We start from the raw sequence: 13,775 nt of genomic DNA on the forward strand, positions 1-13,775 counted from the left end.
CCATGGCAACAATTCTTGTAGTCGACGACGAACTGGGCATTCGCGCCCTCTTGTCCGAAATCCTCAGCGATGAGGGTCACACGATTGAACTGGCTGAGAACGCAGCGCAGGCCCGCGCCGTGCGCGAGCGCTTGCGCCCCGACCTCGTCTTGCTGGACATCTGGATGCCCGATGTCGACGGCGTCACCCTCTTGAAGGAGTGGGGCGGAGCCGGCCTGCTGACCATGCCCGTCATCATGATGAGCGGCCACGGCACCATTGACACGGCGGTCGAGGCCACCAAGGTCGGCGCCATCGCCTTCCTCGAAAAACCCATCACCTTGCAGAAACTGCTGCGTGCGGTCGAGCAAGCCCTGGTCAAGACCGCGCCGCGCCCGGCGCCGGCGCCCTTGGGCGCGCCGCTCAGCTACGGCGGCGGCCGCAGCGAGGTCGGTGGCCTGGGGGGCGCGGTGCAGTACCAGCCGGCCCTGCCCGTCAACCACGGCTCGGCCTTGATGGCGCAGCCCATGCTGCCGCAGCTGGGCCTGGCCTCCGAGCAAAGCTTTGAACTGGACCGCCCGCTGCGTGAAGCGCGCGATGCCTTCGAGAAAAGTTATTTCGAATTCCACCTCGCCAAAGAGAACGGCTCGATGACCCGCGTGGCCGAGAAAACCGGGCTGGAGCGCACCCATCTGTACCGCAAGCTCAAGCAACTCGGTGTCGATTTGAGTAGAAATAAACGCGGCACTGGACTTTGACCGAAAAACGGTGCTATAGTTGCGGTCTTCGCTGAGTTGCAGCGAAGAAAAAAGAAAGATGGCCTGGTAGCTCAGTTGGTAGAGCAGCGGATTGAAAATCCGCGTGTCGGTGGTTCGATTCCGCCCCAGGCCACCAAACATCGTCAAATCCGTTCGCAGCGGGTTTGTTGGGCGGCCAAGCTCTTGGCCGCGGGCTCGGCAAGAGCCCCTCGCCAGGATGAACAATGCGGGATTAGCTCAGTTGGTAGAGCGATACCTTGCCAAGGTATAGGTCGAGAGTTCGAGTCTCTTATCCCGCTCCAAATTGCCCATGTGGCTCAGTGGTAGAGCACTCCCTTGGTAAGGGAGAGGTCGGCAGTTCGATCCTGCCCATGGGCACCATGGACTCAGGGCACAAAACAGCAAAAGGCTTGACTCATCGGAGTCAGGCCTTTTTTGTTTCTAGCACCGGCTCAGCTCACGCAGCGTCCGGTGCGCCGCATTCCCCTCATCCACCGGCAGCGTCTGCTTGGCCTGCAGATAGCGATGGGTGAAGACGTCGAGATAGGCGTCCAGGGTCTGGGCGGCATGGGTCTCGCCGGCCAGTTCCAGGCACAGGGCCGCGACTTCGGCGGTGCAGAAATGGTTGTCGCGGATATGGCGGCGCAGGCGATAACGCGATAACTGCTCGGGCTGCAGGCTCAGCACCGGCAAGGTGCTCAGATATGGGCTTTTGCGGAACATCTTGCGGGCCTCGGCCCAGGTGCCGTCCAGCATCACCAGCAAGGGGCGGCGAGCGGCCGTATCGGTGGCGCAGGCCGGCAAGGTGTTCACGACCCGTTCGGGCTCGGCAAACTCGCCCGGGAAGACCACAAAAGGCTGCCATTGCGGATCGCCAAGCATGGCCAGCAGGGCGGGGTCGACCGTGCTGCGGGCCCAGCCGAAGGCGGCCGTGTCCGGCAGCACGTCGGCGATCAGCCAGCCGGTGTTGCTGGGCTTGAGCGCTTCGAACTCGGCCATGATCAGGCAGACGCCGACGCGGGTCTGCAAACGCGGCCGCAGCGCACACATGCAATAGCCCGGGCCGAGGCGGCAGCCGGGGCAGCGCGGCTTGCGTGCATCGCCGCGGTCCAGCTTGGGTCTGGTGTCTAGCGCCATGCGGGCGCTGCGCAGGCGGGATACGGCGTGGGGCATGGCGGCAGTTTAGGGCAACGCTGAACAAGTCCCTCGTGCGCTGCGCATCCTCGCTTCGGGCGTCCAACTGCGTTGCAAATCCTCGCCATAGCTGGGGCTATGGCTGCGGCTTGCGCCTTGTTGGCCATCCCGAATCGAGGCGCGCCGCATCATGGGGACTTATTCAGCGTTGCCTTAGTCGGCGCAGCCAGACGAAAAGGCCCGGAAGGCAGGCACACTAGCGCCCCCGCACGCAAATGCCCGCCCGACGCTCGTCCATTTATGCAAGCCTTGTTGAACACCATCGCGACGATGGACCTGCCCACCGATGCCTGCCGCATCTTCCACGGCCGTGGTGGCCTGTTCCCGGGCTGCGAACAGCTCGCGCTCGAAGCCTATCCGCCCCTGCTGCTGCTGACCAGTTTCGAGCCTCTGGAGGCCGCAGCCTTGCAGGCCGTGGGCGAGGCCCTGGCCCAGCGCTGGGCACAGCTGGCGCCGGGGCAGGCGCTCAGCTGGGTCTATCAATGCCGGGCCGAGGGTCAGGCCGAGACCCGCTTGATGAGCGGCAGCGTGCCCGAGCCGCATCTCGTCAGCGAGGCCGGCAGCCTCTACCAGGTGCATGTGCTGAAGGGTCAGAACCATGGCCTGTTTCTGGACATGGCCGCGGGCCGGCGCTGGGTCAGCGAGTATTTGGCGGGGCGGCCGGGCCTGCGGGTGCTCAATCTCTTTGCCTACACCTGCGCCTTCTCGGTCGTGGCCTTGCGGGCCGGTGCGCAGCAGGTGGTCAATGTGGACATGAGTGCCGGCGCCCTGAGCATAGGCCGCAAAAACCATCAGCTCAACGGCCTGACCCAGGGCGCCAGCTTTCTGGCCCACGACATCTTCAACTCCTGGGGCAAGATCGGGCGCAGCGGGCCTTTCGACCTGATCGTGCTGGACCCGCCCAGCTATCAGAAAGGCAGCTTTGTCGCGAGCAAGGACTACGCCCGCCTGATGCGCCGCCTGCCCGGCCTGCTGGCACCCGGCGGCCATGCCATGCTCTGCCTCAACACGCCCAAGCTGGACACGGCTTTTTTACAGGACCAGATGCGCGAGCTGGCGCCCGAGCTGAGCTTTGTCGCCCGCGTCGCCAATCCGGCGGTGTTTGCCGATGTGTCGGAAGAGCGCTCGCTCAAGGTGCTGGTCTACAAGGCAGCCGACTGAGCAAGATCCGCGCGGCCTATTTGCGCCGGAAGTCCCAGGGGGCCACCGGGCTGCTCTCCTGCCACAGGCCGGCGCCGCCACTGCGGGCGGCCTGCTCGGCCTGGGCGTAGCTGAGGCGATCGGCCAGGGGCAGATCCTTGTTGTACTGCTTGTAGTGCCAGGCCATGCCGCTTTGCAGCTGGCTCAGGCAGATATCGGTGTCACCGCGCCAGACCTTGCCGATGATGCGGCCGTAGCGGTCGCGCTTTTGCCATTCCACCGCCACCGGCTGGCCGTAGACCAGATCGGAGAGGCGCTTTTTTGAGCTCTGGCCATAGGGCTGTTTCTTCTCCGGCGCATCGATGCCGGCCAGGCGGATCTTGTGCTGGGCCTTGTCGGCATCGAGCACGGTGATGGTGTCGCCGTCGGCCACGCCGACCACCCGGCCGTGCAGCATCTCGGCCCAGGCGGGGGCGAGGGCCAGCAGGGACAAGAGCAGCGCGCACAGCGGTGCGCGCAGGCGGGGGAGTGAAGAGAAGAGGCTGAAGAAAGCAGTGAGGGTCAGTGCAAGGCGCGGCAGCAGGGACAAGAGAGGAATCCTTGGTTCTAGTTCTAGCTCTTGATTTGAGCGGACGCCATCATCCCATTGCCCGCCGCGCGGGCGGCGTCAAAAGTTTGTTGAGCGCACGCCAGCGCGGCGGCGAGCTCCTCGCTGCCAACAAGCCTTGCGCCGGGGCTGCAAGGCCTTGACCTTTGGCACGGGAGCGGCTTTGCGGATGGCGGCACAATGCCGGTCAGCGCGCGGCGCCTGCCCCCAAGCCCGGCGACGGATGCGCCCGCAGCCCCTGCAACCCAGGGCGGGCCACAAGCCCGCTCCAACAAGCTCAGCCCCTCATGAAACTCACCGTGATTGCTTTGGCAGCCGCTTTGTCGCTGCTCTCTACCGCTGCTGCCCCGGCCCTGGCGGCCCCGGCCGCCACCGCCAAGACGGAGACCAGCGCCACGGCGGTCGGCCAGGCCGTGTGGGACTTGGCGCCCCTGTACGCCAGCGATGCCGCCTGGGAGAGCGAGCGTCTGGCCATCCAGGCCGAGCTGCCCAAGCTCAAGGCCTTGCAGGGCAAGCTGGGTGCCAGCGCCGCCAGCCTGGCCGAGGGCCTGGACGCCATCTCCAGCGTGCGCCGCCGCCTGGGCCGCCTGATCACCTATTCCAGCCTGAAGGCGGATGAGAACACCCAGATCACCGCGAACCAGGCCCGCAATCAGCAGGCCTTGTCGGCCTATAACCAGTTTGGCGAGGCCGTGTCCTTCGTCAACGCCGAGGTGGCGGCCATGGGGCCTGAGAAGGTGCAGGGCTTTGTGGCCGCCGAGCCGCGCCTGGCCAGGCACAAGCAGGGCCTGACGACGATTCTGCGTCTGGCCAAGCACACCCTCTCGCTGAAGGAAGAGGCCTTGATGGCCGGCGCCGCCGAGGCGCTGCAGCAGCCGCAAAGCATTTACGGCCTGCTGACCAATGCCGATCTGCCCTGGCCCAGCGTCAAGATCGGCGGCAAGACGGTCACGCTGGACCAGGAGCAATACGTGGCTTTCCGCGCCGACCCGGACCCCAAGGTGCGCGAGCAGGTGTTCAAGGCCTTCTGGCCCGTTTACAAGGCCTATGAGCGCACCCTGGGCGCCGTCTACGCCGCCAGCTTGCGTGGCAATGTGTTCCAGGCGCGTGCCCGCGGCTATGCCTCCAGCGTGGCCATGGCCCAGGCCGGCGACAACATCCCCAATGCCGTCTACCAGACCCTGGTGCAGGAGGCCAATGCCGGCCTGCCCACCTTGCATCGCTATTTCAAGCTGCGCAGCCAGATGCTGGGGCTGAAGAGCGCCGGCTACCAGGACGTCTACGTGCCCCTGGCCAAGGCCACGCGCAAGTACACGCTGGCCGAGGCCGAGCAGCTGACGCTGGCTTCGCTGGGGCCCCTGGGCCAGGACTACACGGCGAAGCTGGCCGAGGCCTTCAAGGGCGGCTGGATGCACTCGGTGCCGCAGCGCGGCAAGCGTTCGGGCGCTTATATGAACCCGGCCGCCTACGACGTCCACCCCTACCTCTTGATGAGCTTCAACGGCGAGTACAACAGCGTGTCCACGCTGGCGCATGAGTGGGGCCATGCCATGCACTCGGTGCTGTCCAACGCCGCCCAGCCTTTTGAGACCGCCGACTACTCGACCTTCATCGCCGAGATTCCCTCCACGGCTAATGAGTTATTCCTGGTGGACTATATGGTCGAGAAGGCCGCCACCCGCGAGGAGAAGATCTTCGCCCTCAGCCAGGAGCTGGAAAACATCCGCGGCACCTTCTTCCGCCAGGCCATGTTTGCCGAGTTCGAGCTGAAGGCGCATGAGGCGGTGGAAAAGGGCGAGCCCGTCACTGGCGAGTCGCTGAGCAAGATCTATCTGGACCTGCTCAAACGCTATCACGGCGATGCCCAGGGCGTGGTCAAGATCGACGATCTCTACGGCATCGAGTGGGCCTACATCCCCCACTTCTACAACGACTTCTACGTCTACCAGTACGCCACCTGCGTCAGCGCGGCCGCCTTCTTCGCCGAGGGCATAGTCAAGGGCGATACGGCTCTGCGCGACAAGTTCTTCGCCATGCTCAAGGCCGGCAGCTCGGCCGACGCCTATCCTCTGACCCGTGCCGCCGGCCTGGACCTGGCCTCACCCGAGCCCTACCGTGCCCTGATGCGCCGCATGAACGCCACGATGGACAAGCTGGAGGCCCTGAACGCCGGTCGCTAACCTTTATTGACATCGGCGTCTGGATTCAAGGCAGCCTCATGGCGGGGCGGCAGCAGCCATTGCAGCTCGAAGCGGCAGCCGCCGCCGTCCAGATTGCGCACCATGAGGCGGCCCTTGAGCTGGCGCCAGGCCACGGCCTGGGCCTGGAACAGCCCCAGGCCGTTGCGGCCCTGGCCGAAGGTGCTGGACACATAGGGGTCGAACACATGCGGGAGCAAGGCCTCCGGGATGCCCGGTCCCTGGTCATCCACCCGCAGCCAGCCCCGGCCGTCTTTTTCGCCGCTGCTCAGGTGCACGCTGCCGCCGGTTCCCGGCGGGTAGGCATGGCGGGCGATATTGCTGAATAGCTGGACCAGGATCTGGTCGAACGCGTTTTTCTGCACCTGCAGCGGCAGGCTCTCTTCCAGCCGCAAGTGGATGTCTGGGCGTTGGCCCAGGGCTTCTTCCCAGGCCGGGACGATGGCCGTGGCCAGGGGCACGGGCTGGGGCGCGGCGGCCGGTAGCGGCAGTTCCAGCGAGCTGTAATCCGCCATCAGCGCAGCCATGCGCTGCAGATTGCGCAGCGCTAATTCGCCGTTAGCAATGATGGTTTCCAGCGTTTGGGTCAGCAGGCTTCTGGTCAGCTGGCCGCGGGCCATCTGTTCGTTCAAGGCCTTGGGCAACTGCACCACCGCGCCCAGCGTCGTCAAGGCATTGCCCAGCGGCGTGTTCATCTCATGCGCCATGCCGGCCAGCATGGCGCCTAGCGAACCCAGACGGCTTTGTTCGATCAGCTCCTGCTGCATCTCGCGCTGCAGGGCCAGCGACTCCTGCAAGGCCATATTGCTGCGCTCCAGCACGCTGGCATGGGTACGGGCCTGCTCGGCAGCCGCTTCCGCATGCTGGCGCTGCAGGCGCTCGATCTTGACCTCCAGGGAAAGGCTGTGGATGCCCTGGATCTCCTGCAGCTTCAGCTCGTAGGCCTCGCGCAGGCTTTCGCGGGCCGGTAGCAAATGGCCGGCGCGGATCTGCATGTCCGACAGCTGCTGCAGGCGGCGGGCCGCCTGGTGACGGCGTTTGACCGAGTCGATATAGACCCTGGCGGAGGCGCCCAACAGGCGCATGCCCTCCTCGGCCTGCGCCTGCTTTTCTTTGAGAAAGGCGTCGGCCGCCATGATCTCGGCCGCCAGTATTCGAGCGGCATCCCCTGGCAGCGGCGCCAACTGCTCCAGCAAGCCATAGGCCTCGTCCACGGCTTGCTGGGCCGCCGTGAGTTCATCGTCGCGAGTCAGGCATTCGACCAGACCCGTCAGCGCGTTGCAGGTCGTGACCGGGTTGCCGGCCTGGCGGGCCGCGGCGACGGCATATTGCATGCTGTGGCGGCTGTCGGCATAGCGGCCGTCATGCTCCGCCAGGCGATACAAGGTGGTGCAGACATTGGGAACGTAGCGATGCACGCCGGCCTGCTCCAGGCAGGCGAGACCACGGTCGGCATGCAGCTGTGCCTGTTCCACCTCGCCACGAATGAATTCCAGCCTGGCCTGGGTCAGGCAGAGGCAGGCTTCGTTGAAGCTGCTCGGGCTTTTGTGGTGGATCAGGGCCAGCGCCGCAATATGGTCCGCCGCCTCGTCATTGCGGTCCTGGTTGAGCAGCCAGATGCAAAGCAGATAGTGCAATTCGGCCCGCCGGTCGGGTGAGGCGAGCAAGTCCTGCTGCGGCAGCAAGCGCTGCAGCAGTGCCGGCGCATCGTCGGACATCCAGAGCGCGGTCATCATCACGGCCCGCAGCAACTGGTACTCCATCGCGGCGGGCGTTTGCAACTCGTCCGGCTCGGGCAGACGCATGGGCGGCAGCGTCAGCAACAAGGTGGCCTCATGGTCCACCCGCGCCCACAGCGCCGCCAGCGTGTCAGGGTTCAGGGCTAGGCTGAGTTCCATATCGCCTCCTCGACGGGGCGCTTGCCAGCGCTTTGCGGCAAGCTGCGCCTACCAGTTGCCTGTGTTCGCCATCGAGGCCCAGGGCTCGGCCGGGGCCAGGGCGGCGCCGTCTTGCAGCAGCTCCACCGAGATGCCATCGGGCGAGCGCACAAAAGCCATGCGGCCATCGCGCGGCGGGCGCAGCACGGTCACGCCATGCTCGGCCAGGCGCTGGCAGGCGGCGTAGATGTCGGGCACGGCGAAGGCCAGATGGCCGAAGTTGCGGCCGCCGGTATAGGCCTCGGAATTGCCCTCGGCATCGGGCCAGTTATAGGTCAGCTCGACCTGGGGCTGGTAGGGGCCGTCCTCGTTGCCGGGGGCGGCCAGATAGACCAGGGTGAAGCGGCCGGCCTCGTACTCATTGCGGCGCACCTCCAGCAGACCCAGGGCATCGCGGTAGAACTTCATCGAGGCGTCCAAGTCATGGACGCGAACCATGGTGTGCAGGTATTTCATGGGGACTCTTTTCGGAAAGGGGAGTGCTTGATTGTCGCGCCTGGCCAGCTCCCGGCCGCTCGGTGTTGGCCGAGGTTTTGCTGCCCCGTTCATCCCGGTGCAGGCGCGCTTCGCCTCAAAACTCACAAAACCCTGGCTTAGCGCGCCACCATCTCGGCTGGCGATTCATCGGCCCGGCTGTCCATCCGTCGCCTGGGGCTCGGCCGGGCGGTCGGGGCCATCGAGACTGCAGACACTGACACCCCTCATCGGAGCCCCAGCATGCTTTCCAAGACCTTCAAATTCGTGATTCTGAGCGCCGTGGTGGTGCTGAGCGCGCCGGCCCAGGCCGCTGCCGAGCCCGGCCAGATCGCCATCACCGCGCGCGGCAGTGGCCAGCCCGTCCTGATGATTCCCGGCCTCAGCAGCTCGGCCGCGGTCTGGGACGAAACCTGTGCGGCCTTGCAGCCCCAGGTGCAATGCCTGATCGCCCAGTTGCCGGGTTTTGCCGGCGCGGCAGCAGGCCCGCAGCAGGCGCGATACCTGGACGTCATGCGCGAGCAATTGCAGGCCGTGCTGAAGGCGCAAGCACCCAGGCGGGTGACGGTGATGGGCCACAGCCTGGGCGGCACGCTGGCGCTGATGCTGGCGGCCCAGCTCAAGCTCAGCCCGGCCGGCTACCACTTCCTGATGTGGGATGACCTCGCCCTGGTCCAGCAGTCCATCCACGCCTTCATGGGCTTGAAGTAAGCGCTCGGCAGAGCCGGGGTGGTCGGCATGAGATAATGCGAATAATTCTTATTTGCGTAGTACCCATGCCTGTTTCGATTGTGAGCGAGTCCACGCTAGTCCAGCTGTATCGCCAGCACCATGCCTGGTTGTTGGGCTGGTTGCATCGGCGCCTGAACCAGCCAGAGACCGCCGCCGATCTGGCGCAGGACACTTTTATGCGTCTGCTGCGGCCGGGCGTCGAGCTGCCGGAGACGCTGCGTGCGCCGCGTGCCTATCTCAGCACCATTGCGCACGGCCTGCTGGTCAATCATTGGCAGCGCCAGGATCTGGAGGCGGCCTATCTGCAGGCCTTGGCCGTCCAGCCGCCGGCCCTGCACCCCTCGGCCGAGGAGCAGGCCCAGACCCTGGAGTTGTTGCTGGCCGTGCAGGCCATGCTGGACGGTCTGGCCGAGCGCCCACGCCGGGCGTTTTTGCTGGCCAGGCTGGACGGCCTGGGCTATGCCGAGATCGCGGCCGAGCTGGGTGTCTCCGAGCGCATGGTCAAGAACTATATGGCGCAAGCCATGCTGCACTGCCTGCGCCTGCGCGGTGATGCGGCATGAAGGGCATGAAGGCCGAGCCGCCCCAGGCCCTGCCGCCCGAGGTGCTGGCCCAGGCGGCCGACTGGTTTGCCCGCCTGCAGGACCCGGCCGCCGATGCGGGCGAGCGCTCGCGCTGGTCGGCCTGGCATGCCAGCTCGCCCCGCCATGCCCAGGCCTGGCGCGAGGTGGAGGCGGTCTGGGGCGGCTTTGACGCCTTGCCTCCCGCGCTGGCCCAGCAGGCGCTGGAGCAGGCCGCCGGCCGCCTGCGCGCGCGCCGCCAACTGCTCAAACGCGGTGGTGCCGGCCTGCTGGGGGTGATGGGCGTGGGCGTGCTGGGTTGGCAGGCGCTGGCGCCGCAGGCCGCGCTGCAGACCGCCCATGGCCAGACGGGGCAGTGGACCCTGGCCGATGGCAGCCGGCTCTGGCTCAACACCGCCAGCCGCGCCGACCTGGCTTTTGGCCCGCAGCAGCGCCAGATCCGCCTGCTGGAGGGCGAGCTGCTCTTGCAGGCCGAGGCCGACCGCCAACTGCTGCCCCGCCCCCTGCTGCTGGACACCGGCCTGGCCCAGCTGCGCGTGCTCGGCGATGGCCCCAGCCGCTTGGCCTGGCGCGAGCTGGGCCGTCGCGAGGGCGGCCTGCTGAGCGTTTACCAGGGGCGGGTCGAGTTAGCACCGCATCGGGGCGATGGCCCGCCGCGCCGGGTCGGCGCCGGCCAGAGCCTGCAGCTGCGGCCCGGTGGCGAATTGGCCGAGGGCCGCGCCCTGGCCCTGCACGAGGCCTGGAGCCGCCGCCTGCTGGTGGCCGAGAACATGCGCCTGGACGACTTCCTGGCCGAGCTCTCGCGCTACCGCCGCGGCTGGCTGGACTGCGAGCCCGCCCTGGCCTCGCTGCGCCTGGTCGGCAGCTTCCCGACCCAGGATGTCGAGCGCACGCTGCAGGCCCTGGCGGAGACCTTGCCCCTGCAAATCAGCCGCCCCTTGCCGGGCTGGACCCGGCTGCGCGCCCGCGCCTGAAAAATATTTTTTCAGGGCGCTTCCCTTTTTGCCGGCTCGGCTGGCCTGGACCTTGAACGCCAGGCAGAACGAAGCGCAAGCGCCTTCGTCTCCCCCAGCCCTTTGTCCCGCCCCGAGACCCCAGCCGCCACCTTTTGCGCGGCCGTCTCATCACCTTTTTTGCCATGAAAACCTTTGTCACCGATTCTTCGGCGGGCCGCGCCATGCGCCCGGCCGCCTTGCGGCGCAATGTGCTGCAAACCAGCCTGCGTCTGGCCTTGGCCAGCCTGCCCTTGCTGGCGGCCGCCGCCTGGGCCCAGCCGGGCGCCCAGCAGCAGGCCGCCCGCGCCTATGAAATTGCGGCCGGCCCGCTGGCCGAGGCGCTGAGCCGCTTCGGCGCCGCCAGCGGCCTCTTGATCTCGGTGGACGCGCGCCTGACCGCCCAGCGCCAAAGCCCTGGCCTGCGCGGCAGCTATGGCCCCGACGAGGGCTTGCAGGCCTTGCTGGCCGGCACCGGCCTGGTGGCCCAGCGCACGCCCCAGGGCGCGCTGGCCCTGGTGCCCGCGCCCCAGGCCGGCAAGGGCGCTTTGCAACTGGCGCCGCTGCGGGTGCAGGGCGCCGCCGGTTCCGCCGGCCTGGCCCTGCATGCGAGCGAGCAAGAGGCCGCGCTGGCGCCCTACCGCGAGGCGGGCTCCTCGGTGCATATCTCACGCGAGACGCTGGAGCGCTTCCGTGGCACCTCGCCGGGCGACATGCTCAAGGGCGTGGCCGGCGTGCAGCTGGGCGATGTGCGCAACGGCCACTCGCTGGACGTCAATATCCGCGGCCTGCAAGGCCAGGGCCGGGTGGCCGTGGTGGTGGATGGCAGCCAGCAATCGCTGGACGTCTACCGCGGCTATGCCGGCCAGCAGCAGCGCAGCTATCTGGACCCCGACCTGATCGGCAGCGTCACCGTGGAGAAAGGCCCGGGCCTGAGCCTGGACGGGGCCGGCGCCATCGGCGGTGTGGTCAGCATGCAGACCCTGGGGGTGGGCGATGTGCTGAGCGCCGGCCAGGACAGCGGCTGGCGCCTGCGCGGCGGCCTGGCCAGCAGCAGCGTGCGCGAGCAGCCCGGCTTCAAGGTCTTCAACCGCAGCCGGCCCGAGGGCGTGCATGCGCCGGCCAGCTACTTTGGCTCGGTCGCCTGGGCCCAGCGCAGCGAGAAGCTGGATCTCGTGGCCGCCTACGTCAAGCGCCGCCAGGGCAATTACTTCGCCGGCAAGGAGGGCGTGGAGCGCTACACCAGCACCAAGTCGGGATGGCGCGGCCCGATCGTCACGCCCGACAAGGTGCTGGAGCATTACCGTGCCGGCGAGGAGGTGCTGAACACCCACAGCGCCAGCCAGTCCCTGCTGCTCAAAAGCACCTGGCGCCCCAATACTGACCAGACGCTGGAGCTGGGCCTGCGCCATCTGGATGCGGAATATGGCGAGGTCATGCCATCGGCCATGGTGCGCACACCGGCCTCCACCCAATGGACGACTTACGTCGATCCCGAGAACACCATGCAGCAGTTCGAGCCCGGCCGCATGAAGCTCAGCGCCCTGAGTGCCCAGCACCGTTGGCAGCCGGCCGGCCAGTCGCTGATCGATCTGAAGAGCCGGCTCTGGTACACGCGCAGCGACAGCACCATGTTCAACGGCGTGGTGGGCACGAACCCGCTGGGTTCCGACCTGCCCAATAGTGCCGGTGGCGACCCGCAGGGCGAGGGCTATACCACCGCCCTGCGCTCCAATGTGCGCGGCCAGCGCTGGGGCGCCCAGATCGGCAACAGCTCGCAGTTCTTCTTCGGCGGCCAGCAATCGCTGGCGGCCAGTTACGGCCTCAGCTACACCCATGAGAGCACCGGCCCCGGCAGCGCCAGCCCGGTGGTCTTGGGCGACCAGATCCGTAACCGCTATGTGCGCTCGGCCGTACGCAAGGAGGCCAGCCTGGTGGGCTCGCTGGAGTGGAAGCCCATCGAGGCCTTGAGCCTGCTGGCCGGCGGCCGCTGGATCCAGTACGAGGTGACCGACCGCAACCGCGAAGCTCGTATCACCGCCACCACCAAGGTGCCGCGCCGCAACGTCACCGTCACCAAGAACGGCAAGATGCTGGAGCATGTGGTCTGGCACCCGGATGCCAAGGGCGAGTTCACCGAGGCCTCGCTGCGCGCCAGTCCGCACCGCTTGGGCAATGTGGACAAGCTGGGCTTCGACGGCTGGAATCTGTGGAAGAACGATGGCGCTTTCATGGACGAACTCCCCAGCGCCTGGCGTTTTGGCGAGCCGCTGCAGCGCAAGACCGCCAAGTTCGCGCCCAGCTTCAGCGCCAGCTACCGGCCCAGCCCGGACAGCCTGCTCTACGCCCGCTATGCCGAGGGCTACAAGATGCCCAGCGTGTTCGAGGCCACCCGGGGCAATCACTTCATCACACCCAATCCCCATCTGCGCCCCGAGCACAACCGCAGCTGGGAGCTGGGTGCCAGCATGAGCCAGCGCGCGCTGCTGAGCGCGCAGGACAGGCTGTCGCTGAAGCTGGCGCGCTTCGACAACCGGGTGCGCGACTACATCACCCGCAGCTCCAACCCCGAGACCTACGCCTTCACCATGAGCAATATGGAGCGTTTCGAGACCGCCGGCTGGGAGTTGCAAAGTGCTTACGACCGCGGCGACTTCTACGCCGAGATCTCGGGCACTTATTACGACCGTGCCCGCACCTGCGATGCCCCTTCGGCGGCGGCCCTGCGCAATCTGGAGTGGGGCGCCATCAAGAACGCGCCCGATTGCGTGGACGGTGGTTTCGGCGGCAGCTATGCCAACACCCAGAACCCGCCCAAGTTTAGCGTTAACACCACGCTGGGCCTGCGCCTGCTGGACCAGCGCCTGAACCTGGGCACGCGGGTAGTGCGCAATAGCGCGCCCCTGCACCGCCTGAACGAGAAATGGCACAGCTATGCCTACACCACCCAGCAGCAGTACTACCCGGCGACGCTGACCGTGGACTTGTTCGGCAGCTACAAGCTGAGCAAACAGGCCGAGCTGAACCTGGCGCTGGACAACGCGGCGGACCGCTACTACCTCGATCCGCTGGCGCTGTCGCCCATGCCGGCACCGGGCCGCACCCTGCGCGTCGATTTCAGCGCGCGCTTCTGAGCGTTGTTTGAGCTCTTGGCCCCCGGCCTCGGCCGGGGGCCTTTCTTTC

General features: G+C 67.0%; 11 protein-coding genes and 3 tRNA genes. 10 read left to right on the top strand and 4 right to left on the bottom strand.

Annotated elements, in window-relative coordinates:
- Positions 1 to 2: 2 nt before the first annotated feature.
- The 4 genes from HNP55_RS07260 (at position 3) to HNP55_RS07275 (ending at position 1,118) form a co-directional block, all read left to right on the top strand.
- On the top strand, positions 3 to 737 hold the full coding sequence (locus HNP55_RS07260; protein ID WP_184297689.1) for a response regulator: 735 nt from the start codon (positions 3 to 5) through the stop codon (positions 735 to 737).
- A gap of 60 nt (positions 738 to 797) precedes the next feature.
- Positions 798 to 873: transfer RNA gene (locus HNP55_RS07265), tRNA-Phe, on the top strand.
- A 90-nt stretch (positions 874 to 963) separates the two neighbouring features.
- Positions 964 to 1,039, top strand: a tRNA-Gly gene (locus HNP55_RS07270).
- Positions 1,040 to 1,043: 4 nt separating this feature from the next.
- Positions 1,044 to 1,118: transfer RNA gene (locus HNP55_RS07275), tRNA-Thr, on the top strand.
- A 60-nt stretch (positions 1,119 to 1,178) separates the two neighbouring features.
- Here the strand turns inward: HNP55_RS07275 and HNP55_RS07280 are convergent.
- Positions 1,179 to 1,910: a tRNA-uridine aminocarboxypropyltransferase gene (locus HNP55_RS07280; RefSeq protein ID WP_184297691.1), complete on the bottom strand. Its 732-nt coding sequence runs from the start codon at positions 1,908 to 1,910 to the stop codon at positions 1,179 to 1,181.
- A 261-nt stretch (positions 1,911 to 2,171) separates the two neighbouring features.
- Between HNP55_RS07280 and HNP55_RS07285 the strand changes: the two genes are divergently transcribed.
- The gene (locus HNP55_RS07285; RefSeq protein WP_184297693.1) at positions 2,172 to 3,092 is read left to right on the top strand and encodes a class I SAM-dependent methyltransferase; all 921 of its coding nucleotides are present in this window, start codon (positions 2,172 to 2,174) and stop codon (positions 3,090 to 3,092) included.
- 16 nt (positions 3,093 to 3,108) lie between these two features.
- Here the strand turns inward: HNP55_RS07285 and HNP55_RS07290 are convergent, their stop codons facing one another.
- Positions 3,109 to 3,660: a thermonuclease family protein gene (locus HNP55_RS07290; protein ID WP_246448238.1), complete on the bottom strand. Its 552-nt coding sequence runs from the start codon at positions 3,658 to 3,660 to the stop codon at positions 3,109 to 3,111.
- Positions 3,661 to 3,965: 305 nt separating this feature from the next.
- Here HNP55_RS07290 and pepF point away from each other — a divergent pair, with 305 nt between their 5' ends.
- Positions 3,966 to 5,858, top strand: coding sequence for an oligoendopeptidase F (gene pepF, locus HNP55_RS07295; protein ID WP_184297695.1), 1,893 nt, complete (start codon positions 3,966 to 3,968; stop codon positions 5,856 to 5,858).
- Here pepF and HNP55_RS07300 read toward each other — a convergent pair.
- A complete protein-coding gene (locus HNP55_RS07300) occupies positions 5,855 to 7,774 on the bottom strand; it encodes a sensor histidine kinase (protein ID WP_184297697.1) in 1,920 nt (639 codons plus the stop codon). The genes pepF and HNP55_RS07300 overlap by 4 nt on opposite strands.
- 48 nt (positions 7,775 to 7,822) lie before the next feature.
- Positions 7,823 to 8,269 (bottom strand): VOC family protein, encoded by a 447-nt coding sequence (locus HNP55_RS07305; protein ID WP_184297699.1) that lies wholly within the window; start codon positions 8,267 to 8,269, stop codon positions 7,823 to 7,825.
- Positions 8,270 to 8,530: 261 nt separating this feature from the next.
- Between HNP55_RS07305 and HNP55_RS07310 the strand changes: the two genes are divergently transcribed.
- From HNP55_RS07310 to HNP55_RS07325, 4 genes are all read left to right on the top strand, one after another.
- Positions 8,531 to 8,998 carry an alpha/beta fold hydrolase gene (locus tag HNP55_RS07310; protein ID WP_184297701.1) on the top strand — a complete coding sequence of 156 codons (468 nt, stop codon included), beginning with the start codon at positions 8,531 to 8,533 and terminating at the stop codon, positions 8,996 to 8,998.
- A 65-nt stretch (positions 8,999 to 9,063) separates the two neighbouring features.
- Entirely contained in the window at positions 9,064 to 9,582 is a 519-nt protein-coding gene (locus HNP55_RS07315; protein ID WP_184297703.1) for a sigma-70 family RNA polymerase sigma factor, read from the top strand.
- A complete protein-coding gene (locus HNP55_RS07320) occupies positions 9,579 to 10,574 on the top strand; it encodes a DUF4880 domain-containing protein (protein WP_184297706.1) in 996 nt (331 codons plus the stop codon). The genes HNP55_RS07315 and HNP55_RS07320 overlap by 4 nt, the downstream gene beginning before the upstream one ends.
- Before the next feature lie 164 nt (positions 10,575 to 10,738).
- Positions 10,739 to 13,726, top strand: a complete 2,988-nt coding sequence (locus tag HNP55_RS07325) for a TonB-dependent receptor (RefSeq protein WP_184297708.1) — start codon at positions 10,739 to 10,741, stop codon at positions 13,724 to 13,726.
- Positions 13,727 to 13,775 lie beyond the last annotated feature (49 nt).

Origin of the sequence: Roseateles oligotrophus (genome assembly GCF_014204525.1) — a bacterium.
Lineage (GTDB): Bacteria > Pseudomonadota > Gammaproteobacteria > Burkholderiales > Burkholderiaceae_C > Paucibacter_A > Paucibacter_A oligotrophus_A.

Bases quoted from the DNA above. Each gene is read 5' to 3' on its own strand.
- HNP55_RS07310 (WP_184297701.1), top strand. From the start codon at position 8,531: ATGCTTTCCAAGACCTTCAAATTCGTGATTCTGAGCGCCGTGGTGGTG.
- HNP55_RS07300 (WP_184297697.1), bottom strand. From the start codon at position 7,774: ATGGAACTCAGCCTAGCCCTGAACCCTGACACGCTGGCGGCGCTGTGG.
- pepF (WP_184297695.1), top strand. From the start codon at position 3,966: ATGAAACTCACCGTGATTGCTTTGGCAGCCGCTTTGTCGCTGCTCTCT.
- HNP55_RS07260 (WP_184297689.1), top strand. From the start codon at position 3: ATGGCAACAATTCTTGTAGTCGACGACGAACTGGGCATTCGCGCCCTC.
- HNP55_RS07280 (WP_184297691.1), bottom strand. From the start codon at position 1,910: ATGCCCCACGCCGTATCCCGCCTGCGCAGCGCCCGCATGGCGCTAGAC.
- HNP55_RS07285 (WP_184297693.1), top strand. From the start codon at position 2,172: ATGCAAGCCTTGTTGAACACCATCGCGACGATGGACCTGCCCACCGAT.
- HNP55_RS07320 (WP_184297706.1), top strand. From the start codon at position 9,579: ATGAAGGGCATGAAGGCCGAGCCGCCCCAGGCCCTGCCGCCCGAGGTG.
- HNP55_RS07315 (WP_184297703.1), top strand. From the start codon at position 9,064: ATGCCTGTTTCGATTGTGAGCGAGTCCACGCTAGTCCAGCTGTATCGC.
- HNP55_RS07325 (WP_184297708.1), top strand. From the start codon at position 10,739: ATGAAAACCTTTGTCACCGATTCTTCGGCGGGCCGCGCCATGCGCCCG.
- HNP55_RS07305 (WP_184297699.1), bottom strand. From the start codon at position 8,269: ATGAAATACCTGCACACCATGGTTCGCGTCCATGACTTGGACGCCTCG.